Source organism: Pseudomonas sp. GW821-FHT02B10 (assembly GCF_059421865.1).
The window spans coordinates 549,292-574,889 of record NZ_JBWKVU010000003.1 but is presented as its reverse complement, the minus strand read 5'-3'; the positions used below and the strand labels follow the sequence as shown (position 1 = coordinate 574,889).

The 25,598-nt window shown below is 59.3% G+C and carries 25 protein-coding genes; 12 read left to right on the top strand and 13 right to left on the bottom strand.

Features of this window, described 5'->3' with window-relative positions; genetic code table 11:
• Positions 1–268: 268 nt before the first annotated feature.
• The 13 genes from AC07VU_RS10030 to AC07VU_RS09970 all read right to left on the bottom strand — a co-directional run bounded on the left by AC07VU_RS10030 (position 269) and on the right by AC07VU_RS09970 (position 14,993).
• Positions 269–619 (bottom strand): hypothetical protein, encoded by a 351-nt coding sequence (locus AC07VU_RS10030; RefSeq protein WP_495029797.1) that lies wholly within the window; start codon positions 617–619, stop codon positions 269–271.
• A gap of 28 nt (positions 620–647) precedes the next feature.
• Positions 648–1,211 (bottom strand): hypothetical protein, encoded by a 564-nt coding sequence (locus AC07VU_RS10025; protein ID WP_495029796.1) that lies wholly within the window; start codon positions 1,209–1,211, stop codon positions 648–650.
• Between the two features lie 191 nt (positions 1,212–1,402).
• Positions 1,403–1,747 carry a hypothetical protein gene (locus tag AC07VU_RS10020; protein WP_495029795.1) on the bottom strand — a complete coding sequence of 115 codons (345 nt, stop codon included), beginning with the start codon at positions 1,745–1,747 and terminating at the stop codon, positions 1,403–1,405.
• Between the two features lie 457 nt (positions 1,748–2,204).
• Positions 2,205–2,651 carry an SMI1/KNR4 family protein gene (locus AC07VU_RS10015; RefSeq protein WP_277590062.1) on the bottom strand — a complete coding sequence of 149 codons (447 nt, stop codon included), beginning with the start codon at positions 2,649–2,651 and terminating at the stop codon, positions 2,205–2,207.
• Positions 2,652–2,864: 213 nt separating this feature from the next.
• Complete coding sequence (locus tag AC07VU_RS10010; RefSeq protein ID WP_277590061.1) at positions 2,865–3,293, bottom strand: SMI1/KNR4 family protein; 429 nt, start codon at positions 3,291–3,293, stop codon at positions 2,865–2,867.
• Positions 3,294–3,717: 424 nt separating this feature from the next.
• Positions 3,718–4,068 carry a hypothetical protein gene (locus tag AC07VU_RS10005; RefSeq protein ID WP_277590060.1) on the bottom strand — a complete coding sequence of 117 codons (351 nt, stop codon included), beginning with the start codon at positions 4,066–4,068 and terminating at the stop codon, positions 3,718–3,720.
• A gap of 1 nt (position 4,069) precedes the next feature.
• Positions 4,070–8,908, bottom strand: a complete 4,839-nt coding sequence (locus AC07VU_RS10000) for an RHS repeat-associated core domain-containing protein (RefSeq protein ID WP_495029794.1) — start codon at positions 8,906–8,908, stop codon at positions 4,070–4,072.
• On the bottom strand, positions 8,905–9,648 hold the full coding sequence (locus tag AC07VU_RS09995; protein ID WP_495029793.1) for a DUF4123 domain-containing protein: 744 nt from the start codon (positions 9,646–9,648) through the stop codon (positions 8,905–8,907). Before AC07VU_RS09995 ends, AC07VU_RS10000 begins: the two co-directional genes overlap by 4 nt.
• Positions 9,638–11,680: a type VI secretion system Vgr family protein gene (locus AC07VU_RS09990; RefSeq protein ID WP_495029792.1), complete on the bottom strand. Its 2,043-nt coding sequence runs from the start codon at positions 11,678–11,680 to the stop codon at positions 9,638–9,640. Before AC07VU_RS09990 ends, AC07VU_RS09995 begins: the two co-directional genes overlap by 11 nt.
• 134 nt (positions 11,681–11,814) lie before the next feature.
• Positions 11,815–12,333 carry an Hcp family type VI secretion system effector gene (locus AC07VU_RS09985; RefSeq protein ID WP_007925756.1) on the bottom strand — a complete coding sequence of 173 codons (519 nt, stop codon included), beginning with the start codon at positions 12,331–12,333 and terminating at the stop codon, positions 11,815–11,817.
• 315 nt (positions 12,334–12,648) lie between these two features.
• Positions 12,649–13,863 (bottom strand): CynX/NimT family MFS transporter, encoded by a 1,215-nt coding sequence (locus AC07VU_RS09980; protein WP_495029791.1) that lies wholly within the window; start codon positions 13,861–13,863, stop codon positions 12,649–12,651.
• Positions 13,850–14,311, bottom strand: coding sequence for a nucleoside deaminase (locus tag AC07VU_RS09975; protein WP_053259233.1), 462 nt, complete (start codon positions 14,309–14,311; stop codon positions 13,850–13,852). The genes AC07VU_RS09980 and AC07VU_RS09975 overlap by 14 nt, the downstream gene beginning before the upstream one ends.
• A gap of 22 nt (positions 14,312–14,333) precedes the next feature.
• Complete coding sequence (locus AC07VU_RS09970) at positions 14,334–14,993, bottom strand: ankyrin repeat domain-containing protein (RefSeq protein WP_150048403.1); 660 nt, start codon at positions 14,991–14,993, stop codon at positions 14,334–14,336.
• Positions 14,994–15,102: 109 nt separating this feature from the next.
• On the opposite strand from AC07VU_RS09970, the gene AC07VU_RS09965 reads away from it, so the two are divergent.
• From AC07VU_RS09965 to AC07VU_RS09910, 12 genes are all read left to right on the top strand, one after another.
• Positions 15,103–15,960 (top strand): LysR family transcriptional regulator, encoded by an 858-nt coding sequence (locus tag AC07VU_RS09965; RefSeq protein ID WP_274305222.1) that lies wholly within the window; start codon positions 15,103–15,105, stop codon positions 15,958–15,960.
• A 202-nt stretch (positions 15,961–16,162) separates the two neighbouring features.
• Positions 16,163–16,486, top strand: coding sequence for a hypothetical protein (locus AC07VU_RS09960; RefSeq protein WP_495029790.1), 324 nt, complete (start codon positions 16,163–16,165; stop codon positions 16,484–16,486).
• Between the two features lie 437 nt (positions 16,487–16,923).
• Positions 16,924–17,751: an energy transducer TonB gene (locus AC07VU_RS09955; protein WP_150048405.1), complete on the top strand. Its 828-nt coding sequence runs from the start codon at positions 16,924–16,926 to the stop codon at positions 17,749–17,751.
• Between the two features lie 63 nt (positions 17,752–17,814).
• Positions 17,815–18,540, top strand: coding sequence for a MotA/TolQ/ExbB proton channel family protein (locus AC07VU_RS09950; RefSeq protein ID WP_009046420.1), 726 nt, complete (start codon positions 17,815–17,817; stop codon positions 18,538–18,540).
• 1 nt (position 18,541) lies between these two features.
• The gene (locus AC07VU_RS09945; protein ID WP_009041659.1) at positions 18,542–18,943 is read left to right on the top strand and encodes an ExbD/TolR family protein; all 402 of its coding nucleotides are present in this window, start codon (positions 18,542–18,544) and stop codon (positions 18,941–18,943) included.
• A gap of 336 nt (positions 18,944–19,279) precedes the next feature.
• Positions 19,280–19,861 (top strand): alpha/beta hydrolase, encoded by a 582-nt coding sequence (locus tag AC07VU_RS09940; protein ID WP_009046421.1) that lies wholly within the window; start codon positions 19,280–19,282, stop codon positions 19,859–19,861.
• A gap of 56 nt (positions 19,862–19,917) precedes the next feature.
• Positions 19,918–20,859 carry a sigma 54-interacting transcriptional regulator gene (locus AC07VU_RS09935; RefSeq protein WP_495029789.1) on the top strand — a complete coding sequence of 314 codons (942 nt, stop codon included), beginning with the start codon at positions 19,918–19,920 and terminating at the stop codon, positions 20,857–20,859.
• Between the two features lie 363 nt (positions 20,860–21,222).
• Complete coding sequence (locus tag AC07VU_RS09930; RefSeq protein WP_053259237.1) at positions 21,223–22,005, top strand: MetQ/NlpA family ABC transporter substrate-binding protein; 783 nt, start codon at positions 21,223–21,225, stop codon at positions 22,003–22,005.
• Between the two features lie 558 nt (positions 22,006–22,563).
• Complete coding sequence (locus tag AC07VU_RS09925; protein ID WP_007925334.1) at positions 22,564–23,229, top strand: amino acid ABC transporter permease; 666 nt, start codon at positions 22,564–22,566, stop codon at positions 23,227–23,229.
• The gene (locus AC07VU_RS09920) at positions 23,210–23,869 is read left to right on the top strand and encodes an amino acid ABC transporter permease (RefSeq protein ID WP_085533338.1); all 660 of its coding nucleotides are present in this window, start codon (positions 23,210–23,212) and stop codon (positions 23,867–23,869) included. The genes AC07VU_RS09925 and AC07VU_RS09920 overlap by 20 nt, the downstream gene beginning before the upstream one ends.
• Positions 23,866–24,648 carry an amino acid ABC transporter ATP-binding protein gene (locus AC07VU_RS09915; RefSeq protein ID WP_007925331.1) on the top strand — a complete coding sequence of 261 codons (783 nt, stop codon included), beginning with the start codon at positions 23,866–23,868 and terminating at the stop codon, positions 24,646–24,648. The genes AC07VU_RS09920 and AC07VU_RS09915 overlap by 4 nt, the downstream gene beginning before the upstream one ends.
• Positions 24,645–25,526: a transporter substrate-binding domain-containing protein gene (locus AC07VU_RS09910; RefSeq protein WP_457275408.1), complete on the top strand. Its 882-nt coding sequence runs from the start codon at positions 24,645–24,647 to the stop codon at positions 25,524–25,526. The genes AC07VU_RS09915 and AC07VU_RS09910 overlap by 4 nt, the downstream gene beginning before the upstream one ends.
• Positions 25,527–25,598 lie beyond the last annotated feature (72 nt).

The window sequence follows — 25,598 nt, the reverse complement described above, 5'->3', positions numbered from 1 at the left end:
GTTGCGGTGGATGGGATAGGGATTAGACGGATGAGCGCGGGAATAAACAAATGGGGTAGGGGGAGCAGTAGGTCCGACAGGGGGGCGTATTGAAGGACGGCTTGGCTTGTGAGCGGGACTCCCGTCGAGCATGGCCTGCGGGGGAAGCATAAGCCGTTTGCAGAGGCAGCTACGGTCGTGTTCCCGTCAGTCTCAGCGACCAGCTTTTGCCTGAACGCATCGCGATTATCGATGCGAGCTTGATGTTTATTACTGACTAATCTTCCGTTTAGAATTTTGCTTTCAATATTTTGCATTTTAGCAAAATGCTTTCACGATCTGATATGGCGTTATTGTCGCACCAGTTGCTGATGACGGAGGCTCCGTCAGAAAATGAAAGCACTACGTGCTCGCCCATGAACTCGAATGCTATTCCTTCTTTCAGGTATTCGGGGATGGTTTCAAAGTCCTCATCAGTACTGAGATAAATTCCCGACATGTCAATGCCGAAACCCTCCGAAGTTGCGAGTTTGTCTAGCGCTACAGGTAGAAAACTTTGGATGGTCAGGGAAGAAGAGTCTTTGAGGTCGAGTAGGCAGTTGTGGATGATGCTTTTTTGTCTGAGGGTCAGTGTATTCATTTGTTTGTACTACTGGTTGAGCTTTATGTCAGTCGCATTGCGTGACTATGTAGACGCGGTCATCAACGTCTGATGTTCTACTTCCAAAGAAGTATATTTCGTTCTGGTTAAATAAAGTGTAGTTTCTTTTTGTTCTAGGCTTGCTTTTGCCAAAAATATCCATTTCTTGTTGTGGAGGGGCGGTATCAATAATCGGAAATGACTGTTCTCCATGTACTTGCAATAAAAAGTCCAAGGCCGCTCCCTTGTATTGGGCCGGTGTCTCATCACCCATGAGCCACTTGGGCTTATCGCCAGCCCAGCCGAATACATCGCTGCCTTTGCTGTGGCTAAATGCTAAGGGAGTCATTGCGATCCGTATCGGGCAGTCACTTGCATAGGTTTTATCTTCATTCCTGAAAAGAAAGGCTGCAAAATATTTTTGGTAATCGCTTAAAAAGTTATCTGGAATGGTTGCCCCCAATAGCGGGACTTTGAGCATTTCAGGAATCGTATAGTCTTCGTTGAAATCGTCAGTCGCGGCAAAAATACTTAGCGTGTGGCCATGTAGTGAGTGAGCCTCTGGAAATTGCAGCGTGAAGTAAAAGCTCATCAAACTGCCGTTTGGGCTTTTGGGTATGCTCATTCCTTGGGGGATGACTGGTTTCCCTCCAATGTATGAAGCGGACTCGGTTTTTGAGGTTTTATTTATGTACATGGATTTAAATTGATTTTCCTGAAGAGTGGGTGGGATTTAACTGGTGTTGGATAATGGTGAGTTGAGAGTTTTTTGATGCCACGAGATCATGCTTCTAGCATGTAACTTTCAATCTTGGCTACTAACTCGCTTTTACTCTTTGTTCTAAATTCACATATATATTCTTCAGAATTTCTTATGGGCTTTCCGCGGTTGTCATGCTTTATAGTCAGGAAGTCAACTACAAAATCTCCGAAGGGGTCTCCTTCTGGTTCCAATCTTGCATCAAAACAATGACCAGTGCTTCTCCGCATGCCACCAATAAGTACGGAGTTACTGTACCAGTCGGACGTCTTCTCTGTTAGCTCAACTTCGAACAGGTTGTTTATGGTTATTGTCCATCCGCTTGGCACACGAATGGCTTGAAGGTTGTATTCTAATTTTATTTTCATTTCACTTTTACCATTGTTTTCCAATGATTCGATACATGTGATTGCGCTCGTCACTATAGGCAGGTATTGCATGTTCTATATGTGGTGTCAGCCCTTGGAAGAGTGCCTATATTAAAGCTTAAATGGCCGATTAGAACGCGTCTGCGCTTCTTTTGTTATCTGCTCGAGTCTTTAGATGCCCCAAAACAACTCTGCCCATTGCTGGGGCATGTTTGGTATTTTACCTGATTTAAAAAGGGCTTCCACACCTTATCAATGATTTCGCAGCGGCTTGAAGATGCTGTATGTTGGATTAAATATTTACAAGCTGGCAAAAGTCGATTTGATTTGTAGGAAAAATCTAAAAATAATCTTATGTGCTTCGGGCAGAGCTTAGGAAAAATTGTTAACACAAAAGCTTCGTTTTTTGTCCCTGCGTTGCCACATAAGGTTGCGAAACAACATAGGTATGAAATTTTTACGCCCTAATTTCTATGTAGTGTTTAAAGAAGTTATAGAAGTTTTCAGCTAATGTTTTTTCAATTTGTTTGCGGAAAATATTGTAGCTAACAACTTTCCCTTTACCTTGAGGGGAGCAGTTGATTGCCCAACAAATCTCATCATCTTTTAGAAAAATGACAGCTAAATCTGCGGGTAGATCATAGTCAGATCTGCAGTAGTTGGTGCTGTAGTTGATGGTGCCCCCTCTAGCTAGAGTCGCATCGTTTTTTTCAATTCCACATATTTCTGATTCGACTACGCCGCCGCCACCGCAAACCTCTAAGAATGCTGAAAAGTCTTCAGGGAAGCTAAGCTGTAGTAGGTTTTCCAATTTTTGTATTTGGTCCTTGCTTGCTGCGCCGAACCAGAATGTTTCTTCGTCCGAAGAGTCTATTTTTTGTATTAGGGACTGATAGTCGTACATAAACCACCTCATTCGAAATCCTTAGTCCATTCTTTCCAGCAAGCCTTTCCTCAACGAATCCACCTGCCCAAAGGCTTAGACTCCTACTGGTAATTCAATCCCCGCCAGCTTGAGATCGCTATCCAATCGACAACAGTGAACAGGTCGTTCACCAGGATCGATTTTTAATATTTACTGTTTCATTATTTTCTATTGGGCGAGAGGCCGATTTTCTTACTCTGTCCATAATCCAACAAATTCTTCAAAGCTACTGGCTACGAAGTAAAGGCTGCTTGAGTTTTGGTCGAAAATTTCCACGGTTATAGAGGATCTGTTGAAGTTAAAGCATACTAAATAATCACTGGCGTCCCGTGCAATAGGCACTATGCCTGCCGGAAGTCCAGCGGTGCCTCCTGCGCGAACATACCATGCTATGGTATATGGCCGTATATCTGGTGAGAACTCAAAAAACTCACTAATGCAACTCTCGTTTTCACTATAAGGAAATGACGATATTTCTGGCGATGACTTGTCTGAGTAGGTGACTAAATCCAAGTATGAACTTGGAAAGCTTACTCCCAATAGTTTTTGTGTCTGAGAGATTATGTCATCGGTAACTGATGAACTCTGTTCAATCCCAAAAGAGCTCCAGTTAATTTTCATGCTTTTCTCCTGGGGGTATTTTCCTATCTGGAAAGACATTTTTTCCTGGGTGAACAAGGAGCCCCACGCACAGCAGCCATATAAGAAGTGGTAGGCACAAAAAATTCCAGCTGTTCACATAGCGACATTTGCATGTCTCGATCATATTCGGTCTGTCAAAACCGGTCACTGATTTTGCAGCGACTGAAAGATGCTATCTGGGTAGAGGAGGGGCTACAAGTTGGCAGAAGTCGACGCGTTATGTAGGAAAAATCTCTGCAGAAGCTTGAAGCTTTTCTCTATTTTTTGGTTTGTAATATTTTATCAAATGGTTGATTTTTTGGTTGCAGCTTTGCTGTAGTTGACAGATGGGGCGCTTGTTTTTGCTGCTCCCCGATAATATCTATCTTTGTTGTATGAGCGTTACAGCTTCGGGGTGCCTGTTTTAATTAAGTCTCCAGCATTGTACGACGCCACTTTTTATCAGTTGACTGATTAATTTCTCTGATATGTCAATTTCTGGAAGATCTGAGTCATCGTCTATAGAACTAACTAGCAAATTGAAGTCGTTAGATGGTTCTTCGCGCAAATCATCTTCGGGGAGTGGAACCCCTAGAAGTGCATATTTAAGGGTTGGTGTGCTTGCCAGAAAGGCAGGGTATTCGTCATATGTGCCTTCATTATCTTTCTTGAAGGTAACGCCAAGAATATCTCCGAGAACAGTGGCCGTATTTTCCAATGAACCGACTGGGGTTAAACCGATATCTGCGAACTCTCTATAGGTTTCGGGGCTCATGTTATTTTCCTGGTTTAATAAAAAAGATTTGAGAGTCGGCTTTCGCTTGGAGCTTTTCAATTTCCTTCTGTGTAAATATACGGAAGGTAAATCGTTCATTTCTAAGCCCAGAGAACTCTGGGCGCTGTCTCAACTCGTTTTCAATTTGCTTTTGGGCTTTTGAAATTTCATCAATGCGAGAGCCACTCCTAAAATGCTGTTTGCCGAACCTTGAGGCAAGCTTGTCACTAACTATAAAGGCATCAACGTCAAAATCTGATGGGTCAAATGGAATGTTACCTTTGTGTGGTCCCTTGAACCCACGAGCCAGGCTGCCTCGAAATCCAACTAATGCATTTTCGTCTAGCTGATGTATCGCTTTCATTTGAGGCTGAACAACCTCACCTAAACCACCAATTATTTCCTCACGATTGGCAGTAACCGCACTAAGACACTTGGATCCTGGTTCAGATGTCAATCCCAGCGGATCCACCCATCCTGTAGGGTTAGGCACGTACTGGTAGTTGTTCAACCCCCCCGCCAGCTTGATCGGGTCCGGGGTCAAAAACCGTCCAGAGCTCGGATTGTAGTAGCGATGGCGGTTGTAGTGCAGCCCGGTTTCCGCGTCGAAGTATTGACCTTGGAAGCGCAACGGGTTGTCGATCTCCGATACATCCAACGCGGCCAGATTGCCGTAGGCCCGGTATTTGGCCGACCACATGATTTCGCCGCTATAGGCGGTCAATTCCTGCGGGGTGCCGAGGTGGTCGAGTTGGTAGTAGAACGGCGTGGCGTGGGCCGGACCTTCTCCATCGAGCATGGCCAGGGGGAGGAAGGTGTCGGGTTCGTAGATGTAGCTGCGATAGCGATTCTCGGCGCTCTCGGCGATCAGCTGTTCGCCTTGCCACAGGAACTCGGTAGTGCGGCCATCGACGGTTTTGGCGATGCGGCGGCCGAAGGCGTCGTACTTGTATGTCGCGGTACTGCCACCGGGCAGGCTCACGCCGATTAGCCGATGTTGGCAGTCATACTGATATTCGGTGACTAGCTTCTGGCCTGCGCCCCGGCGTTCGCGGCTGAGATTGCCGAAGGCGTCGTAATCATAGTGGCGGTCGCCTTGCATCAGCAGGCGGTTGCCTTTGACGTTGGCCAGGTTGGCCGCTGGCTGGTCGCCTTGGCCGAGCAGGTTACCGGCCGGGTCATGGGCGAAGCTTTCCGGGGTGGCACCGCGTACGTTGATCAGGCGATCCAGCGGGTCGTAGTGATAACGCAGGTTGCCCTTGCGGCTGTCGTCGATGCCGACGAGGTTGCCGTTGGCGTCGTAGGCATAGGCGCGGCGGTAGAGGTTGTGGTGCTGGCCGTGCTGTTGCTGGCTGACGCTGTGGGCCTGCAGTCGGCCTTGTTCGTCGTACTGGTACTGGCTGAGCAGCAGGCCCTGTTGGCGTTGCTGTTCGCGGCCGGCGTTGAACTGGTGGCTGGTCAGGCGCGAGCCGTTGAGGTCGATACTGCTGAGCTGGCCGCCAAGGGCATGGCGGTAGTCGAGCTTGCTGCCATCGGGCAGGCGGCAATGGCTGAGTTGGCCGAGTTTGTCGTACTCGTAGCGCAGGGTGCCCCAGCCTTGGTGTTCGGTGATCAGGCGGTCTTGCAGGTCGTATTCGTAGGCCAGCGGCCAGTGGCCGTTGTCGACATTCACCAGGCGCCCGAGGGCGTCGTAGCTGTAGTGGATTTTTTCGCCATCGGCCAGGGTTTTCACCAGCAAACGGCCAGCGGCATCGCGCTGGTACTCGGTGACCAGCTCGCTGCCGTCGTCGCCGAATTCGGTTTTCTTCAGCAGATTGCCGTTGAGGTCGTAGGCGTAGGCGGTGCTGCGGCCGTCGAAGCCGGTTTCCTGCTGGATCAGGCCGTTGGGGTAGTAATCCAGGTGGTACTGCTCGCCGCGTTCGTTTTCGATATCGGTGAGCAGCAGGCGCGCGTTGTCGTAGCGATAGCGCAGCTGGCTGCCGTCCGGATTGATGCGGCGGCTGACCAGGTGCAGGTTGTCGGCGTATTCGTAGCGGGTGATGCGGCCCAGCTCGTCGCGCTCGGCGGTGACTTTGCCGTAGGCGTTGTAGCTGAAGGCGCGGGTCGCGCCGCCGGGCAGGGTGATCTGCGCCAGGCGGTTGGCGGCGTCCCACTGGTACTGGGTGATGGCGCCGCTTTCGTCCTGGCGGGTGATCTGTCGACCGAGGGCGTCGTAGCGGTACTTGCGCTGGCCGCCGTCGGGCAGGCGTTCTTCCAGCAGTTGGCCGAGGCCGTTCCAGCCCAGTTGATGGCGGCTGCCGTCGGGATGGGTGATTTCCAGCAGGCGGCCCTGGCGGTCGTAGCAGTAGTGGGTTTCGTTGCCATCGGGGTCGGTCTGTTGGGTGATGTCGCCTTGATCGTTGCGTTCGTATTTCCACTGCGCGTTGCCGCGTCGAACTTCGATGAGATGACCATCGAAATAATTGTAATAGGTGGATTCGTCCTCTGGAGGAATCACGGCGATCAGGCGCCCGGCCTCACTGTACTCGTATGCGGTGATGGCCCCGAGAGGGTCTTTTTCAGCGATCAGGCGACCTTTTTCATCGTAGGCTTTTTGCGTTTCCGCACCGTCAGGGGTGGTCTGGCTGACCAGCCGCGCATTCTCGTCGTGCACGTAGACCTGTTCGCTGCCATCGGCGTTGATAACGGTGACCGTACCTTCGTCGTCCCACACATAGCGCGCATCGATCTGCGATAGGTTGGACCACTGGCGGATACAACGGGCTGCCTTGCCTTCGTGTTCCCACTCCCAGCGGAAGCTCGCACCACCGGCCAGTTGGCGCTCCTGAATGACATGCTGCTCGTCATAGCGATAGCGTTCGACTTCACCCACCGCATTGGTGGCGCTGATCAGCTGGTTGTGTTCGTTGTACTGGTAGCTGACCAGGGTCTGGACCGTCAGCCAGGGTTCCTGGCGTTCACCCTGTTCGTTGTAGTCGGGACGTCGCTGCTGATAGTCGACTGCGGCGATATGGCGGTCGTCGTAACGCAAAAACAGGGAGCGACCTGCACCATTGTCGATGCGCTGGATGCGGTCGACCAGATCGTAGCTGACGTGTAGCTGGTTGTTATAGGCATCGCTGATGGTGGTCAGGCGCCCGGCACGAAAGTGATAGAAGCGCGCGCCTTGCCCGGCCTGAGTCAGGATCAGTTCGCCCGGAGCATCGCCCAGGAAAATCGCAGCCTCGGCCAGGCTATTGGTAATGGCCGGACGCTGTTCGGTCGGCATCGGGAAATGAGTCTGGCGGTTTTCATTATCGGTCCACAGCACGCCTTCATCGTTAATTTGCAAACGATGGGACAGCGAGTGGCTCCAGCCGAAGCCCAGGCGATTGTCGATTTCCACCGCGCTGGTGCGATACAGCCGCGTCCATTCCAGGGGCAGCAGGCCATCGAGTTCACCATCGGTGAGGGTCAGCAGTTCCTCACCAGTGACCATCGAGATGGGGTCGCCTTCGCAGCGAGTGTTTTTTGTGCACTGCGCTGGTTTATCCGCCGGGTTTGTAGACTGCTTGGGGGCGTCACTGACGGGTTCTGTTTGCTCGGCGCGGGTGGCAGGCTTCTTCTTGCCGCGCGCCTGGATTTGCGCATCGGTTTCCACTGTGCCGCCAGAGGGTTTCGGTTTCGCCTTGGGAGCTGTAGCCGTTGTTGCCGGTTTGGGCGGAGCAATCTCGATGGTGGCCTTGCGACCGGGGCTTAACGCCGCGTTGCCATTGAGCAGCAAGGGTCTGGCCGTCTCAGTGTGGCCAGCTGCGTTCTTCTTGCTGGTTTTCATCAGCAGGGAAGTGAAGTCTTCGATCAGCTTCAGCACTTTGCCGCTGTTTTGCGTGGCCTTGAGTGCCTTGGTACCGACCCGTACGGCCAGACCGATACCGCCGGTGAGCACAATACCGATCAGGATGTTCAGCAGCACTTCGGTGGTCAGCTCGGCTAGCACTTCCATGCAGGTTTGCGGCGGCAGCATCTTCACCCAGGCGACAATCGCCGCCACGTAGATCCACATCAGTGGCTCGTCGCTGGCAATCAGCAAAGCGGTGTGGATGGCGTCTTTCGAGGCGTTGTAGATCTTCTTGATTTCTTCCTCGGTGAAGAACTTCTTCAGCTTCTGGTAGTTTTCCCGAGGGTGGGCCACCAGGTTGTAGAGGCTCTTGATATCGCCCCACAAGCCCATGATGGCCTTCAGGAAACCCTTCCAGGCCGACTCTAGCTGCTGTAGCGCCCGGCCGCCGATGGAAGCGTTGTTATGGGCCTTCCACAGCGGCAGGAAGTCGGTACTCCATTCGGTTTGCAGCCAGCCGCTCAGGTCGCCAATCACGCCCTGATAAGAGTTGAACAGCGAGTCGATTTGCGCACGGGTCGGGTTGGGAAAGAAAGTGATCTTGTATTGCTGGTTGGGCTTGAGCCCCGTGACTTCCTTGATGCCGCTGGGGCCGATGGTGACGTTGATGGCGGCACCGGCTTCGTTCTTGCCATAGACCATGCCATCGACCACTGGCACCAGGCGTACCGGCGTATTGCCGATCGGTACGAAACGCGCGGATTCAAAGCTGTGCACCAGCTTGAGCTTGCCGTTGGCCGGGCAATTCGCGTAAAGATCGGCGCGGCTTTTGCTGTCCTTGTCCTGGGTGGCAACTTCGTCGCCGACCTGGAACTGCTGCTCGGCGTCCAGCACGCCGCCGTACCAGGCTTCGGCGTGAGCACGGTAGTCGGCCAGGCATTTCTTGAAGTCGCGGATGATGACTTGAGCATCCGGCTGTTTAGCCGTCAGGTTAACGGCGAATTCCCCCAACAAAATGCTCATGCAACCACCTCATTTTCCAAGTGGGCTTTCAATAGCCCGGTGTAGTTTTCTTCCGTGAGCGGGGTGCGTTTTACGAAACGTGCCACCTTCTGCCGCAAGTTGGATTCAGGGAACGAGAAATACAGCTCGGCATGGTCTTCCAGCAGCCACTGCATCATGTTGTCGATCACGGTGCTGGGGTCATCCTCGGCGAGCTTCTTGACCAGCGCTTCCGGCACCTCCCACCAGGGGAATGGTTTGGGTGGCTTGACTACGCCTTGGCCAGTACTCAATGCCCGGCCATTGATCAGGCAGCGGTCGAAGATCGGCAGGACTTGCTTTGCATCCTCACCGAGTCCGGTGAGGATCGGATAAATATGCCGCCCATCCCAAAACCTAAAAAACACCTCGGCGCCGCCCGGCATCTTCACCTGGGTCAGGCTGCGCAGGTGTTCGAATACCACTGCCGGTTCGCAGTTGGAGACGGCGAGCCAGCCCCAGTCGTCGGCGTCGGTGGTGGCGATCCAGTCGAGGAACGGGGAGGTCGGTTTGAGTTCGGCGAGGTAGGGCATCACCGGCTGCCAGTCGGCGTAGGGCGTGCCGCTCCAGAGGGCGGTCAGGCCGCTGGCGCCCTGGGTCTGGTAGAAGTCCTTGAGCGGGTTGGCGTCGCTGGCGTTGCTGATCACCAGGTACAGGCGCTCGTCGGGTTGCAGGGGCTGGCGGGCGAGCCAGGCCTGGGGTGTCAGGCGATCAGATGGCACAGGCACCGTCCTTGCACTTTTCGCACTCTTCGCAGAAAGGCGCGTTGCGTTTGAGGGTGTTGATTTGCGCCGGGGTCAGCAGGGCGCCGGCCTTGTCGGCGTCGGCCTGCTTCAGCACGCCGGGCATCAGTGGCGCTGCTCCGCTGCCGCTGCCCGGGCCGCCGCCGGAGTTGACCTTGACCTGCGGGCCGCTGATGGTCACGCCGCCGGCGTCGAGCTTGATAAAGCTGCCGCCGCCCTTGAGGGTCAGCTCGCTGCCGGCTTCCATGACGACCTTCACCCCGGCATTGAGGTGGATCTCCTGGCCGGCTTCGATGAACTGCCCGGTGCCGATCTTGATGTGCTGGTTGGCACCGACGGTGAGGTGGTCGCTGGCGCGCGCTTCGACCTTGCGGTCGGCGTGCACGGTGTGGTGTTCCTCGGCCTTGAACTCGCTGTAGCTGTTGGCCTCGACCGTGTCGTGGCGCTCGTTGCCGACGCGGATCTTCTGGTCGTGTTCGACGTTCTCGTCCCAGTCGCGCTGGGCGTGCAGGAAGATCTGTTCCTGGCCCTTCTTGTCCTCGATGCGCAGCTCGTTGTAGCCGCCACCACCGGGGCTGCTCAGGGTCTTGAAGGTGCTGCGGGTCTTGTTCGCCGGCAACTCGTAAGGGACGACGTTTTCCTTGTGGTACAGGCAGCCGCTGATTAATGGCTGGTCGGGGTCGCCCTCGAGGAAGGTCACCAGCACTTCCATGCCGATCCGCGGGATGGCGATGCCGCCGTACTGGGCGCCGGCCCAGGCCGAGGACACCCGCAGCCAGCAGCTGGTCTTGTCGTCCGACTGGCCTTCGCGGTCCCAGTGGAACTGCACTTTCACGCGGCCGTACTGATCGCAATGGATCTCTTCGCCCTTGGGCCCGGTGACCACCGCGCTCTGGCTGCCGAGGATGCGCGGCTTGGGGTGCAGCAGCGGCGGCCGGTTGGGCACGTCCCAGGGCGTGGCCTGGAAGCGGTTGCGGTAGCCCTGGTGGAAGTCGTCCTTGTTGTGGGTGGTGTCGCTGGTCACCGACTCTTCCAGCACCTGCGGCTGCTTGCCTTCGTGGACGATCTCGGTCAGCAGCCAGAGGTCGTTCCATTGCGCTTTCGGGTGTTCGCTCAGGGCCAGGAAATGCCCGCTGACCAGCAGCGGCTGATCGCTCTTGCCCTCGGCCAGGCGGTAGTCGCTGCGGTGGCGTTCCAGGGCGCGCTTGGCCAGGTGCTTGCCGCGTTCGCGATCGACGAAACGCCCGGGGTAGTCGTAATCCTCGAGGTCCGGCTTGAGCTCGCTCTTGGCGTCGCTCTCCAGGGTCAGGCGCGGTTTCTCGAAGTCGTAGTCGCGGCGCGTGGTGCGGCTGGTGCGGGCTTCCAGGCGCAGGTCGAAACGCTTGATCACCGGGTCGTTGGCGACCATGCCGGAGTCTTGCTGGTAGGCCACTGGCGCCAGTTTCGGGAACACCGTCTGGTCATCGCCGAAGACGATGGTGTGGCTGTCGGCGCTGTGCTGGAAGTGGTAGTGGATACCTTCTTCCTCGCACAGGCGCTGGATGAAATGCAGGTCCGATTCGTCGTACTGCACGCAGTAGTTGCGCTCGGGGTAGATCGAACCCAGCTGGAACTGGTAGGCGTTGCTTTGGATGCCGTGCTCTTCGAGGACCTGGCCGATGATTTTCGGCACCGTGAGGTTCTGGAAGATGCGTTGGTTGATGCGGTGCGCGAGGTAGGCCAGGTGCGGGCGGATGGTCACCGAGTAGCGGGTCAGGCGCTTGCCGGAGTCGCCCTGGGCGACGCGGTAGATCTGCCCGTGGATGCCGGTGCCGTTCTGCGCCAACTGCAGGAAGGCCGGTTTGTGCAGCAGGCTTTCCAGGTCCAGGGCGGCCTGGGCGCTGACCAGCTCGACCTCGAAGGCGAAGGGCTGGCTGATGGCTTCCCGTCCGGTGAAGGACAATACCTGGAGGTCGTTCTCCAGACCTTCGACGGTCAGGCTGAAGTGGGTCTGATTGGCCGGCGCGAACATCCCTTGTTCCTCGTGCAGTACTGCCGCGTGGGTCGACCCCGGGGCCGGGCGCCGACGAACGCAAGAAATCCCTTATGGCGTAAACAACATCGACCAGCAGAGCTGGCCGATGTTGGTGTAACGGTCGGCCGGACTTAGCCCGCGACCGGGGAACGCCAGTCGTCGGAACCGGAAGTACCGGAGACTTCGTGGGTCCAGGTGATTTTGCGGTAGGTGAAGTGCACGTCTTCCAGGTGGGTGAAGTGCGAGTTCGATGGGTCCTGGCAGTTGTGCATGTAGTCTTTGATGTCGACGATGATCGCGTCTTCCAGGGTGGTGGTGTAGTAGTGCTCCTGGGTGCCGGCAGCGGAGGTGCGGTACCACTGGATTTCGATCTTGGTCAGACGCTCACCGGAGGTCAGGGCAGCCAGCAGCAGTGGCGAAGCCTTGTCGAAAACCTTGGTGATGACTACGGGTTTGTGCACGCGCTGGCCGGTTGGCTGGCCGGACTGCGGGTCACGCGGGATGATCACTTCGTGCTGGAAACCCTGAACCATGACCTGGTCTTCGTGGCCTTCCTGGTAGGTGTTGCCAACGGAGTCAGCGGTGAAGGCACCGGCGGTGATCAGGCCTTGTTTGGTGCCGGTGATGGACATATACGCTGGTGTAGCCATGGATGCTCTCCTTGCTAAAAAATAAAGGTGCCCGGTGGGACGGATCGCCCGGTTGGGTGCCAAGTTGATATCAAGGAGCATGCCAGGAGTTGAAAGTGCCTTATGGAACAAGGGCTTCCGGTGTTTTCTGGCATCGCTGACAGTATTTCCAGCTCGAAAGCGCTTGAAAGTGCGCAACTTCTTGCGCAGTGCTGTGCAAGAAGTTGCGCACTTGGCTGCAGGCCCCGGTTTATCGAGGCTTTGGATAACTGTTCACAGAGTTATCCACAGAGGGGTGCGCAAGAAGTTGCGCATAGTGGCCATGGGCCTTGATCTTTAAAGCGTCGCGGAGGCCGGCTGTGGTGCCGTGGTCGCCATCTGTGGCTCCCGGTAGCTGGACGGGCTGAATACCCGGGTCAGCACCAGCATGGCCAGCACGCTCAGGACCAGTACCCACCAGGCGCTGATGAAGCTGCCGGTGAGCTGCCGCAGCCAGCCGGTCATCCATGGCGACACGGCGTTGATCAGGAACCCCACCCCTTGCACGAAGGCCGCCAGCTGTCCGGCTTCCCGGGGATCGCGACGGTGGTCGAGGGTGAGGATCAGGCTCAGGGCGAAACAGGCGCCGAGGCCGAAGCCGATCAGTGCCACCCACAGGTGCGGGGCCTGCAGCGGCCACAACACCAGGCCGCTGAAACCCAGGGCCTGGGCGCTCAGGCTGATGGCGAGCAATGGCCGGCGGTCGCTCTGGCGCTGCGCCAGGGCGGGCATCAACAGCGCGGCGGTGACCTGGAAGAGGGTCATGAATGCCAGCAGTGAACCGCTCTGGGTCGCGCTCCAGCCCAGTTGCAGGTAATAGGCCGGCAGCCAGGCGACCATGCTCATGTAGCCGCAATTGACCAGGCCGAAGTACAGCGCCAGCAACCAGGCCCGACGGTTGCGCCACAGGCCGATGGAGGGGGCGTCGAGGCGCTGCCCCGGCCCGGCGAAAGGCAACAGCCACCACAGCAGCAGCGCCGCCAGCGCCGGCAACAGCCACACGCCGAGCCCGGCCTGCCAATGGGCGAAATGCGTGGCGACCTGCGGGCTGAGTAGCGCCGCGAGGCCACCGCCGCCCATCAACGAAGCCGAATAAATGCCCATGGCCAAGGCCACCCGTTGCTGGAACTGGCGCTTGATCAGCGCCGGCACCAGTGCCTGGATCAAGGCCACGCCGGCACCGCCGAGCAGGGCCGTGGCGAGCAGGGCGCCGGCCTGGTCGCAGAGCAACCGCGCCAGGCAGGCGCAGAGGATCATCAACAGGCCGAGGGCGACGCCGCGCCGTTCTCCCAGGCGGGCTTCCAGGCGCACCCCGAGCAAGGCCACCAGGCCCATGCAGACCACCGGCAGGCTGGTGAGCCAGGCGCTGCTCTGGAAGCTCATGCCGGTGGCGCCACGAATCTCCATCAGCAGCGGGCTGATGGAGCTGATGATCGGCCGCAGGTTGAGCCCCAGGGCGATCAGCAGGGCCCAGCCGCCGAGACGGCGCAGGCGCGACTCAGCGAGCGGCATGGCGGGCCTGCCAGTCGCGGTAGATCTCGTGCATCGCCGCCTGCGGCACGTGCTGCACCGGCAAGCGCCGGGCTGCCAGGGGTTGGGCCAGTTGTTCGTAGATCGCCGCCGTGGACAGGCCGAAGGGCGCGGCGCTGGCGTTGTCCGCGGCGAACACCGCGCGCGCCACACCGCACAGGTACATGGCGCTCAAACACATGGGGCAGGGCTGGCCGCTGGCATAGATCACACAGCCATCCAGGCGCGGCCCGAGCTGTTGGCTGGCGACCCGGATGGCTAGCAGCTCGGCGTGGGCGGTGGGGTCCTGGGTCAGGTGGATCTGGTTGACCGTCTCGGCCAGCACCTGGCCGTCGCGCACCAGCACCGCACCAAACGGCCGGCCACCGGCCGCGACGTTTTGCCGGGCCAGTTCGACGGCGCGTTGCAGGTACTCCTGATCGTCTTTCATGGGGGGCTCCTTAAGGCACACATCAGGACGCGCCGGCGTCCCGCAGCAGTTTGGCGATGGCGCTCTGGCCGCGTTTTTCCGCCTGTTGCAGGGGGCTCAGGCCATCGTTGTCCGGCAGGTTCAGGTTGGCGCCGGCGGCGATCAACTGAGTGACTATCTGCTGGTGCGCCGGGCCGCCGTCGGCCAGCACAATGGCTTCCATCAGGCAGGTCCAGCCCAGGCGATTGACATGATCGAGGTCGACACCGGCCTCGATCAGCAGGCGCACGGTGTCGACATGTCCACGCTCGCAAGCCGGGATCAGCGCGGTGCCGCCGTAGCGGTTGGTGCTTTTCAGGTCGGCGCCGTGGGCCAGGGTCAGCTGCAGGATCGCATTGCGCCCGCTGGCGCCGGCCAGCAGGTAAGGGCTGTCGTGGATCAGGTTCTTCTGGTTGACGTCGGCGCCGGCCTCGATCAGCGCCCGGGCGATCTCGACCTGGTTGGCGGCGGTGGCCAGCAGCAGCGGGCTGCTGCCGTCCAGGCCGCGCACGTTGACGTCCACGCCTTGGCGAAGCAGCGCCTGGACCTTGGGTAACTGCCCGTCGCGGACCGCTTCGAGCAGCTGGTTATCCTTTGCCATCACCACCCCCACCACGAACAGACAGATCGCCAGGACCGCGTGTTTGCAAGACAGATAACGCATGGCAACAGGCCCCCTGTGCGGTAAATGAGCGCCGAGTATGCTCAGGCCCTGATGTATTCTGAAATTAAATATAACCATGCCAATCAGTGGCATTCAGAATGGTGTCGCCATGTTCGATCCTGTGCTGCTGCGCAGCTTTGTCGCCGTCGTCGACTGTGCCAACTTCACCCGCGCCGCCGAGCGCCTGCACCTCACCCAGTCCACCGTCAGCCAGCAGGTGCGGCGGCTGGAGGAGAGCCTGGACTGCCAGTTGCTCGACCGCGACCAGCGCCGGGTGGTGGCCACCGCCGAGGGCGAGCGTCTGCTGGGGTACGCGCGACGGATCCTGGCCCTCAATGAAGAGGCCAGCGATGTCTTGCTGCATCAACAGAGCGAGGGCGTGTTGCGCCTCGGGGTGCCGGAAGACTTCGCCGCCGAGCGGCTGATGCCGCTGTTGTCGCGCTTCGGCCAGGACCATCCTGGCGTGCGCCTGGAGGTCACCAGCGGGCTGGGACCGGAATTGACCCGGCTCTATCGACGCGGCGAATTCGACCTGTTGCTGGTCAAGCAGATGGGCGCCAGCGACGACTGCCTGGCGTCGTGGCCGGAACCCCTGTGCTGGGTCGACAGCCGCGCCACCCCGGCCTTTGGCCGCGATCCGTTGCCGTTGGTGGCGTTCCCGGTGGGCGGTTTGTATCGCCATGAAATGTTGCACCACCTCGAGGTTGGTGGCTGGCGCTGGCGCATCGGTTACTCCAGCGCCAGCCTGGCCAGCGTCTGCTCGGCGGTGGCGGCGGGCCTGGGCATCAGCCTGTTGCCGGTGCGAGTGGTGGGCGCCGGGCATCGCGTGCTCGACGCCGCCAGCGGCTTGCCGGACATCCAGGGCGTGCGCCTGGCGTTGTACGGCAGCAGCGGCTTGAGCCGGGCCGGCAAGGCCCTGGAAAGCCAGTTGCTGGAGCTGTGCGAGAGCCAGGCGCGGAAGTTGTGAGTGGCCGTACTCGGTTATAACCACTGTTAGTTGCGGTGATAGTTTATGCTGCAACTAGTGGAGGGTTATAGCGATTTCGTTGAATAATAAGCGGTGCTTGTCGTGGACAGGGTTCAAGTTGAGGGGCATCCTCCTGTCGTGAGTTTCCAGAAGGAACTCGCGTTCATTGGAAGATACTTCAACAGCATAAGGAAACCGCATCATGTCGAGCATTAACGGAACTTACGTAAACTCCAACGCTGACGCCAGGCTGGTCGTGACCGACGGTAACGACCCCAATGGCTCCTTCAGCGGCGAGCTCACCCAGGCGGGTGTGAAGTACAGCGTGACCGGCCACTACCACTTCCAGAACAACAGCGGCCAGCCCACCACCATCAGCTTTTCCGCCTACAACTTCGACTATGGCTACCAGGCCTGGGCGCTGTTTTCGCCGGATCACAAATACGGGCGTCTGCGGGCGTTGGGCGCGCGGACCAACTTCAGCGGCGACGTGGTCGGGCTGAGCGGCGAATTCCTCAAGCAGTAATCCGCCTGGCGAAAGTTACAGTAAGAGCAGCGGCTCGATCTTATCGATCGAGCCGCTTTCTTATATAGGTTGCTTTTGTTTTTAAATTTATTGCTCTCTTTTTAGTTGCTTTCTTTTATGTGTTTTTGTTCTTCGTGCTTTTCGCCGGTTCCGCTTCGATGGACTAACCGAATTTAACCAAGCTGTTTTCAATGCCTTTGGCAAATATTTTCAATGCCTGCAAGGCATGGATAGCGCGGCGTTTTCCTGTAGCCCTTGATTGGCGGGGCTTTGCGCGAAAACGCGATTCTCAATATACGATTTTGATCTATCCATAACTTCAAAGATTACTTTCGGAGATAAGTGTCTGGCGCCAATCATTCAGCCCTCGACGCTGCTCCAGGGGAGTTCGCAGGTGTGGGTCGGGTTACTCGCAAAAGACTGTAGGGAGTTAATCAATGGGCAATGTCCAGACCGCCGCCAGTGCACACGAGGTGCTGTGGCGTCAGGCACCGAGCGGCGATCTGGTCGATCTCGGCCGGCCGCATCGCTTGCCGTTGGGTCAATTGCGTTTGCAGAAGGCTCCCAAGGCCGGGCTGCGGCGGCGCGAGGCGATTGCGCTCGGGGTGATCGCCCTGCTGTTGCATGGTGCGGTGATCTACTGGATCAACCAGCAGCCGACCCCGGTATTGCCGATCGTGCCGCCGGAAATTCCGCCGATGACTATCGAGTTTTCCCGGCCCGCGCCGCCGGTGGTCGAACCGCCGCCACCGCAGCCGGTACAGCCGGTGGTGGAGCCGCCACCGCCGGTGGAGGACGAACTGGCGGTCAAGCCGCCACCGCCCAAGCCGATTCCCAAACCCAAGCCGCAGCCCAAGCCGAAACCGGTCCCCAAGCCTGAGCCAAAGCCCGCGCCGAAACCGGTCCAGCAACAGCCCGCGCCGCCACAACCGGCCGCGCCTGTCGCCGCTCCGGCCCCGCCCGCGCCACCGGCCCCGGCGCCCGTGACCCCGGCTTCGGCGAATGCCGCGTACTTGAAGAACCCGGCGCCGGAATATCCGTCGCTGGCCCAGCGTCGCGGTTGGGAAGGCACGGTGCTGCTGCGGGTGCATGTACTGGCCAGCGGCAAGCCCGGCGAGATCCAGATTCAGAAAAGCAGCGGTCGCCAGCAGCTCGACGACGCGGCGTTATCGGCCGTCAAGCGCTGGAGCTTCGTGCCGGCCAAGCAGGGTGACGTCGCCCAGGACGGCTGGGTCAGCGTGCCCATCGATTTCAAGATTCATTGAGCCTGCGCCAGGCGCTATCGCGAGCACGCTCGCTCTTACAAGGGTTATACAGAGGGACACATCATGAGTTTATTGGCATCTCCACTCGAATCCATCGAAAGCGCGGTGATCTGGCTGCTGGTGGTCTTTTCCGTGGCCACCTGGGGCCTGGCCCTGCTCAAGGGCGCGCAGTTCGCCCGCCTCAAGGCCCAGGATCGCAAGTTCCACAAACAGTTCTGGGCCGCCTCCAGCCTCGACTCGGCGGCCGAGCTCAGCGAAACCCAGCCTGGCGCCGCCGCTCGTGTGGCCCAGGCCGGCTACGCGGCGATCCAGGTCGGCGACACAGCGCACGCGGCGGACCTGAGCCAGGCCATCAATCATCAGGACCGCCTGGAGCGCGCCCTGCGCCAGCAGATCGTCCGTGAGCGGCGTTCCCTGGAAACCGGCCTGGCGGTGGTCGCCAGTATCGGCAGCACCTCGCCCTTCATCGGTCTGTTCGGCACCGTGTGGGGGATCATGGAAGCCCTGAAAGGCATCAGCGCGGCGGGCTCGGCGAGCCTGGAAACCGTGGCCGGGCCGATCGGCGCGGCACTGGTCGCCACTGGCGTGGGGATCGCCGTCGCGGTGCCGGCGGTGCTGGTTTACAACTATTTCCTGCGGCGCCTGAAGCTGACCGCCGCCGACCTCGACGACTTTGCCCATGACTTCTACAGCCTGGCGCAGAAGAGTTCGTTCCGCGTGCTGATCCACCCGACCGCGCACAAGGCCGCGGCCCAGGGCAGCGCGCAGAAAGTGAAGGAGGCGTCCTGACATGGCCTTCTCGACCCAGGACAGCGATGAGGTACTGAGCGAGATCAACGTCACGCCGCTGGTGGACGTGATGCTGGTACTGCTGGTGGTGTTCATCGTCACCGCGCCACTGTTGACCAACGCGATTCCGATCAACCTGCCCAAGACCGAGGCCGTGGCCCCGGTGGAGCAGAAGGACCCGCTGGTGGTGAGCATCGACGGCGCCGGCAAACTTTTTATCAACAAGGACGAGATCCAGCCGGACCTTTTGGAAACCAATCTTCAGGCGGCCAAGGCCAAGGACCCGGAAGTGCGCGTGCAGCTGCAGGCGGACGACGGCGTCAACTACGGCGAAGTGGCCCGTGCCATGGCCTCCATCGAGCGTGCCGGTATCACCAAGCTTTCGGTGATCACCGCCCGCTGACCCAGTGTTGTAAGCCACGACTTTTCAGGCCGTCTCCTTGGCAGGGTGCGGCCTTTTTTTTGCCTGCGATTTGGCCCAGGGCGCCGGCCTGGACGGACGCCATCGCGAGCAAGCTCGCTCCTACAAAAGCCGGCGGGCGCCACAAACCTGTAGGAGCGAGCTTGCTCGCGATGCAGGCACTGCGGTTTGCCGGCCTGAACGCCAGCGTTCGTACAGGATCGGTACAGGTGGTGTTTTATATTCTTTATTGATCTTAATAAATAGCTTCTTATTCCTTAACGAATATAACTCTCGTCCCTATACTTGATCGGGAACAGACACGCAGGAGAGCTCCCCATGCGCAACGAATCAATTCGCTACCTGATTGTGCCGGGCTGGCAAGGATCGCCAGAAGATCATTGGCAAAGCCACTGGCAGAACAGCCTGCCGAACAGTGCGCGGGTGGAGCAGGCCGACTGGCTGACGCCCCGGCGCGAAGACTGGGTCGCGGCGCTGGCCGAGGCGATTGCCGCCGACAGCACCCCGGTGATCCTGATCGCCCACAGCCTGGGCTGCATCACTGTCGCGCACTGGGCCGCTCATGCGCCGGTCAGCGCCTTGCGCCAGGTGCGTGGTGCGTTGCTGGTGGCGCCGGCGGATGTCGAGCGTCCGGCCTGCGCGCCGGCGCTGCGCAATTTCGCGCCGATCCCCAGCGACCTGTTGCCGTTCCCGAGCCAGATAGTCAGCTCTGACAACGACAGCGCCATCAGTGCGCCGCGTGCCCTGGAGCTGGCCCGCCACTGGGGCGCCGAGGCGGGGATCCTGTCCGGTGCCGGGCATATCAACGTCAAGTCCGGGCACCAGCGCTGGGAGCAGGGTTTCGCGTATCTCTATCGCCTGCAAAACCGCATGGAACAGCATTCCCTGCGCCGCGCCTGATTTTTTCTTTTTGTTAAACGCCCCCGCCTTCAAGCGGATTTGGGCGGGAGTCTGCCATGAGTCTGCATGAGTCTTTCGGCCAGCCGCTGCTGACCTTTCCCGATGCTGAAAAAAGCCCGCTGAGCATCCGCGCCAAGGCGCTGGTGTTCGTCGATCCCCGTTCGCGGCAGTTGCGCCAGGAGCTGGAACAGCTGGCACCGCGGGCGATCTCGGTGTTGATCCGCGGTGAAACCGGTAGCGGCAAGGAGCTGCTGGCCCGGCATATCCACCGCGCCAGCGACCGCAGCGGCCTGTTCGTGTCGGTCAACTGCGGGGCCATCAGCCCTACCTATGCCGACGCCGAACTGTTCGGCTACGCCGCCGGCACCTTCAGCGGTTCGGCCAGCAGCCGCGCCGGCTGGTTCGGCTCGGCCAACGGCGGCACCCTGTACCTGGACGAGATCGGCGACTTGCCGTTGCCGATCCAGATCAAGCTGTTGTCGGCCCTGGAAAACCATGAGGTGACCCGGGTCGGCGCCCATCAGCCGAGCCCGGTGGACGTGCGCCTGGTGGCGGCCACCAGCATCGACCTGGCCCAGGCGGTGGCGGCGGGCAAGTTCCATGAGCGGCTGTATCACTACCTCGGCGAGGGCCATCTGGAACTGCCGGCGCTGCGCGAGCGGGTCGGCGACATCCTGTCGTTGGCCGAATATTTCCTCGGCATCTACAGCCAGCGCCTCGACCTGCCGGTGCCGCTGATCAGCGAAGCCGCCCAGCAGGTGCTGGAGCAGCACAGCTGGCCGGGCAACACCCGCGAGCTGGAGAACGTGATTCACTTTGCCCTGCTGGTCAGCAGTGGCGAGGAGATCCTGCCGGAGCACCTGAACCTGCCGCCGCAGCTGTCGCAGCTGTCGCGGCTGGAGCTGGTGGATCAACAGTTGAAGGGCCTGATCGCGGACGGTTCCGCCGCCGAGTTGCAGGCGCTGAAACACCTGCTCAAGCAACACGGGGTGATCTGAAGCCCCCTCCCATTCCTGATTCGTGCAGCGGGCTGCTTTCTGTAGCCGCTGCCGGAGGCTGCGATCGGCTGCGCAGCGGCCGCCCATACGACTGCGCAAACCCTTTGAAGGCAGCCTGAAAACCTGGCGAGCGCTGCGCGCTCGATCGCAGCCTGCGGCAGCGGCTACAGGGGCATGCACAGTGCCTCAGATGCGGGCTAGAGCGGTCCGATTGTGTATGAACAAAATGGAATATCAACGTGAATAAAAGATATTGTTAAGGCATAAAAAATCCCGGTATTGTCCGCTCCACGCCAGAGATAGCACTTCGCTGGCACTTTCATTACAAAAGCCGTCGTCACTGACGACTCATAAGGACACTGCATGAAAAAGGTTCTGTTGTTCACCGCACTGGCGGCTGCCCTGACTGCCGGTCTGGCCCAGGCTGGCGAGAAGCTGGTAGTGGCGGCCACCCCTGTGCCGCACGCCGAGATCCTCGAACTGATCAAGCCAACCCTGGCCAAGGAAGGCGTGGACCTGGAAATCAAAGTCTTCACCGATTACGTGCAGCCGAACGTGCAGGTCGATCAGAAGCGTCTGGACGCCAACTACTTCCAGACCCTGCCGTACCTGAAGAGCTTCAACGAAGGCAAGGGCACTAACCTGGTGACCGTGGTTGGCGTGCACGTCGAACCGTTTGGCGGCTACTCGAAGAAAGTCAAAACCCTGGCCGAGCTGAAAGACGGCGCGACCATCGCCATTCCGAACGAAGGCAGCAACAGCGGCCGCGCCCTGATCCTGCTGCAGAAGGCCGGCCTGATCGAGCTCAAGGACCCGAAAAACGCCCTGGCGACTCCGAAAGACATCGCCAAAAACCCGCATAACTTCAAGTTCAAGGAACTGGAGTCGGCCCTGCTGCCGCGCGTGCTGGACCAGGTCGACCTGGACATGATCAACACCAACTACGCCCTGGAAGCCGGCCTGAACCCGGCCAAGGACGCCTTGGTGATCGAGGGTGCCGATTCGCCTTATGTGAACTTCCTGGTGGCCCGCCCGGACAACAAGGACAGCGCCGCCATCCAGAAACTGGCCAAGGCGCTGACCAGCCCGCAAGTGAAAGAATTCATCGAGAAGAAATACAGCGGCGCGGTATTGCCTGCCTTCTGATGGACTACGCTTAAGTCGTACAAACCCCTTCAAGGTTTAAACGCCGATGGCTTCTACAGCGTCGGCGTTTTTTATTGCCCGCAAGAACGGCTTCCCCTTGCTTCTGTAGGAGCCAAGCGTGCTCGCGATCCAGGCGCCGCGGTGTATCGGCAAGGACGCCATCGCGGGCAATCAACGATGAAGGGATTTTGCTCAGGAAGGCTTCATGGCCCGGCGCAGGGCCTTCAGCCATTTGACGATGTCCTGCGGATCGAGAGGTTGCGGGGTATTGAGGTCGGTCATTGTTCTTATCGTCCATGTACGTGTCTGGCCCGTTGAAGTCGAGGGCCGCTTGTCCGTTCCTTGGAATCGGAAAGATCCCTTACGGCGTCAGAAAAGTAGCCGGCTCAGGCGCGCATGGCAAACCCCGCAGGTTAGTTTTTTGAGTGATATCAATATGCTTTAACGGTATTTAAATTATTGTTTTTATAGCTTTAAAGTCGATGCCTGCCGGATGGTTACCCACCGCCCAATGGACTGCACCACCGCCGCTGTACCCCAGCGGCGTCCAGGATTGCCATGACCCTCGACTACGCTTTTATCCTCAGTACGCTGCCGGCCTTCCTCAAGGCCGTGGGCGTGACCTTGCAGGTCGGCCTGATCGCCATTGCCACCTCCCTGCTGGTGGCCCTGATCAACGCCACCATCCTGGTGTTCCGCACCCCCTACCTGCAGCGCCTGATCGGGCTGTACGTGGAGCTGGCGCGCAATACCCCGCTGCTGATCCAGCTGTTCTTCGTCTACTTCGCCCTGCCGGCATTGGGGCTGAAGATTTCCGGGTTCGCCGCGGCGATCATCACCATGACCTTTCTCGGCGGCGCCTACCTCACCGAGGTGCTGCGCGCCGGCGTCGAAGCGGTGCCGACGGCCCAGCTGGAGTCGGGGCGCTCCATCGGCCTGTCGCACTGGCAGCTGCTGCGCTACGTGATCCTGCCGCAGGCCGGGATCCTCAGCCTGCCGTCGCTGTTCGCCAATTTCATTTTCCTGCTCAAGGAAACCACCGTGGTCTCGGCGGTGGCGGTGCCGGAGATTCTCTACACCACCAAGAGCTACATCGCCCTCTACTACAAGACCTACGAAATGCTCGCCGTGCTCACGCTGATCTGCGTGCTGCTGTTCTTGCCGCTGTCGCTGTTGCTCAGCCGTCTGGAAAGGAGGCTGCAACATGGCCAGTTCGGGTCTTGAACTGCTCTGGGTGTCCTTGCCGCAACTGGGCAAGGGCGCCGCGCAGACCTTGTCGATCTCCCTGCTGAGCATCGCCTTCAGCACCGTTGGCGGCGTGCTCTATGGCGTGCTGCGGACCCTCGACCGCAAATGGCTGAACGCCGTGCTGCGCATCTACCTGGAGCTGTTCCGGGCGATCCCGGTGCTGGTCTGGCTGTACCTGCTGTTCTTCGGTTTCCCAATCTTCTTCGGCATCAGCATCCCGAGCTTCACCTGCGCGGTGCTGGTGCTGTCGTTGTGGGGCGCCAGCGAAGTCGGCGAGGTGGTGCGCGGTGCCCTGCATTCGCTGCCCCGCGGCCAGCGCGAGGCGGGGCTGTCGATTGGCCTGTCCGACCCACAGCTGTACGGCTACGTGCTGCTGCCCCAGGCGCTGAAACGCATGACGCCGCCGACCATCAACGTCTACACGCGGATCATCAAGACCAGCTCGCTGGCGGTGCTGATCGGCGTGGTGGACGTGATCAAGGTCGGCCAGCAGATCATCGAGCGCACCTACGAATCGGTGCTGATCTACGGCGCCCTGTTCCTGTTTTTCTTCTTTATCTGCTACCCGCTGTCGGCCGCCTCGCGCGTGCTGGAGCGGCGCTGGACGCAAGCATGAGCGCACTGATCGAGTTCCAGGGTTTCAACAAGTTTTTCGGCGAGCAGCAGGTGCTCAAGGACATCGACCTCAAGGTCGCCCAGGGTGAAGTGGTGGTGATTCTCGGCCCCAGCGGCTGCGGCAAGTCCACCTTGCTGCGCTGCCTCAACGGCCTGGAAAAAGCCCACGGCGGCCACCTGAGATTCGCCGGCCAAGAGCTGCTGGACCCGGCCACCGACTGGCGCCAGGTGCGCCAGGACATCGGCATGGTGTTCCAGAGCTACCACCTGTTCCCGCACATGAGCGTGCTCGACAACATTCTGCTCGGCCCGCTCAAGGTGCAGAAACGCGACCGCCGCGAAGCCCGCGCCCAGGCCGAGGCGCTGCTGGAACGGGTGGGCCTTTCGGACAAGCGCGATGCCTTCCCGCGCCAGCTCTCCGGCGGCCAGCAGCAACGCATCGCCATCGTCCGTTCGCTGTGTATGAACCCGCAGGTGATGCTGTTCGACGAGGTCACCGCGGCGCTGGACCCGGAGATGGTCAAGGAGGTGCTGCAAGTGATCCAGGGCCTGGCCCGGGACGGCATGACCCTGTTGATCGTCACCCACGAAATGGCCTTCGCCCGCGCGGTGGCCGACCGCATCGTGTTCATGGATGCCGGGCGCATCCTCGAACAACACCCTCCCGAGATCTTCTTTACGAACCCGCGGACCGCACGAGCGCAGCAGTTCCTGGAGAAATTCTCCTTCGTTGAAACACTGCCAAAAAAGATCCCTGCAAAGGAACTGGAGCTCTTATGAAAACTGCCAAGTCTTCGCTACTGCTACTCCCGCTGTTCGGCCTCGCCCTGCTGGCCGGCTGCGATAAATCCGCCGAAGCGCCCAAGCCCGCGGCCAGCGCCAGCGCTGCCCCGGCGGCCGGCTACCTGGACAAGATCAAGGCCCGCGACAAGCTGATCGTCGGCGTGTTCACCGACAAGCCGCCGTTCGGTTTCGTCGACGAGACCGGCCGCTACGTGGGCTTCGATACCGATATCGGGCGGCAATTCGCCAAGGACCTGCTGGGCGACGAAAACAAGGTGGAGTTCGTCGCGGTGGAACCGGCCAGCCGCATCCCGTTCCTGCAGAGCGACAAGGTCGACCTGATCCTGGCCAACATGACCGTCACCCCGGAGCGCAAGGAAGCGGTGGAGTTCACCAACCCCAACCTCAAGGTCGCGGTGCAGGCCCTGGTGCCGGATGGCAGCGAAGTGAAGAGCCTGGATGACCTGGCGACCCGCACCACCATCGTCACCACCGGCACCACCGCCGATATCTGGCTGACCAGGAACCACCCGGACTGGAAACTGCTGAAGTTCGAGAAGAACTCCGAGTCCCTGCAAGCCCTGGCCAACGGCCGCGGCGATGCCTATGCCCAGGACAACCTGATCCTGTTCAGCTGGTCCAAGCAGAACCCGGGTTACCGCGTACTGCCGCAGACCCTGGGGGAGCAGGCGCCGATTGCGCCGGCGGTGAAGAAGGGCAATATCGAACTGCGTGACTGGGTCAACGCCGAGCTGGCCAAGCTGGGCGAGGACAAGTACCTGCTCAAGCTTTACGACCAGTACGTGCGCAAGGAACTGAGCGACGACACCAAGCCTGAAAGCGTGATTGTCGAAGGCGGCAAGTGGCAGGGGTGACAGTCTGTGCCTGAGCCCCTGTAGCCGCTGCCGCAGGCTGCGATCGACCCGGGCCGCGTTCGGAGAACGGTC

Excerpts from the sequence above, each read along its gene's own strand:
- AC07VU_RS10030 (WP_495029797.1), bottom strand. The coding sequence starts at position 619 with ATGAATACACTGACCCTCAGACAAAAAAGCATCATCCACAACTGCCTA.
- AC07VU_RS10025 (WP_495029796.1), bottom strand. The coding sequence starts at position 1,211 with ATGAGCTTTTACTTCACGCTGCAATTTCCAGAGGCTCACTCACTACAT.
- AC07VU_RS10020 (WP_495029795.1), bottom strand. The coding sequence starts at position 1,747 with ATGAAAATAAAATTAGAATACAACCTTCAAGCCATTCGTGTGCCAAGC.
- AC07VU_RS10015 (WP_277590062.1), bottom strand. The coding sequence starts at position 2,651 with ATGTACGACTATCAGTCCCTAATACAAAAAATAGACTCTTCGGACGAA.
- AC07VU_RS10010 (WP_277590061.1), bottom strand. The coding sequence starts at position 3,293 with ATGAAAATTAACTGGAGCTCTTTTGGGATTGAACAGAGTTCATCAGTT.
- AC07VU_RS10005 (WP_277590060.1), bottom strand. The coding sequence starts at position 4,068 with ATGAGCCCCGAAACCTATAGAGAGTTCGCAGATATCGGTTTAACCCCA.
- AC07VU_RS10000 (WP_495029794.1), bottom strand. The coding sequence starts at position 8,908 with ATGAGCATTTTGTTGGGGGAATTCGCCGTTAACCTGACGGCTAAACAG.
- AC07VU_RS09990 (WP_495029792.1), bottom strand. The coding sequence starts at position 11,680 with ATGTTCGCGCCGGCCAATCAGACCCACTTCAGCCTGACCGTCGAAGGT.
- AC07VU_RS09985 (WP_007925756.1), bottom strand. The coding sequence starts at position 12,333 with ATGGCTACACCAGCGTATATGTCCATCACCGGCACCAAACAAGGCCTG.
- AC07VU_RS09980 (WP_495029791.1), bottom strand. The coding sequence starts at position 13,863 with ATGCCGCTCGCTGAGTCGCGCCTGCGCCGTCTCGGCGGCTGGGCCCTG.
- AC07VU_RS09975 (WP_053259233.1), bottom strand. The coding sequence starts at position 14,311 with ATGAAAGACGATCAGGAGTACCTGCAACGCGCCGTCGAACTGGCCCGG.
- AC07VU_RS09970 (WP_150048403.1), bottom strand. The coding sequence starts at position 14,993 with ATGCGTTATCTGTCTTGCAAACACGCGGTCCTGGCGATCTGTCTGTTC.
- AC07VU_RS09965 (WP_274305222.1), top strand. The coding sequence starts at position 15,103 with ATGTTCGATCCTGTGCTGCTGCGCAGCTTTGTCGCCGTCGTCGACTGT.
- AC07VU_RS09960 (WP_495029790.1), top strand. The coding sequence starts at position 16,163 with ATGTCGAGCATTAACGGAACTTACGTAAACTCCAACGCTGACGCCAGG.
- AC07VU_RS09955 (WP_150048405.1), top strand. The coding sequence starts at position 16,924 with ATGGGCAATGTCCAGACCGCCGCCAGTGCACACGAGGTGCTGTGGCGT.
- AC07VU_RS09950 (WP_009046420.1), top strand. The coding sequence starts at position 17,815 with ATGAGTTTATTGGCATCTCCACTCGAATCCATCGAAAGCGCGGTGATC.
- AC07VU_RS09945 (WP_009041659.1), top strand. The coding sequence starts at position 18,542 with ATGGCCTTCTCGACCCAGGACAGCGATGAGGTACTGAGCGAGATCAAC.
- AC07VU_RS09940 (WP_009046421.1), top strand. The coding sequence starts at position 19,280 with ATGCGCAACGAATCAATTCGCTACCTGATTGTGCCGGGCTGGCAAGGA.
- AC07VU_RS09935 (WP_495029789.1), top strand. The coding sequence starts at position 19,918 with ATGAGTCTGCATGAGTCTTTCGGCCAGCCGCTGCTGACCTTTCCCGAT.
- AC07VU_RS09930 (WP_053259237.1), top strand. The coding sequence starts at position 21,223 with ATGAAAAAGGTTCTGTTGTTCACCGCACTGGCGGCTGCCCTGACTGCC.
- AC07VU_RS09925 (WP_007925334.1), top strand. The coding sequence starts at position 22,564 with ATGACCCTCGACTACGCTTTTATCCTCAGTACGCTGCCGGCCTTCCTC.
- AC07VU_RS09920 (WP_085533338.1), top strand. The coding sequence starts at position 23,210 with ATGGCCAGTTCGGGTCTTGAACTGCTCTGGGTGTCCTTGCCGCAACTG.
- AC07VU_RS09915 (WP_007925331.1), top strand. The coding sequence starts at position 23,866 with ATGAGCGCACTGATCGAGTTCCAGGGTTTCAACAAGTTTTTCGGCGAG.
- AC07VU_RS09910 (WP_457275408.1), top strand. The coding sequence starts at position 24,645 with ATGAAAACTGCCAAGTCTTCGCTACTGCTACTCCCGCTGTTCGGCCTC.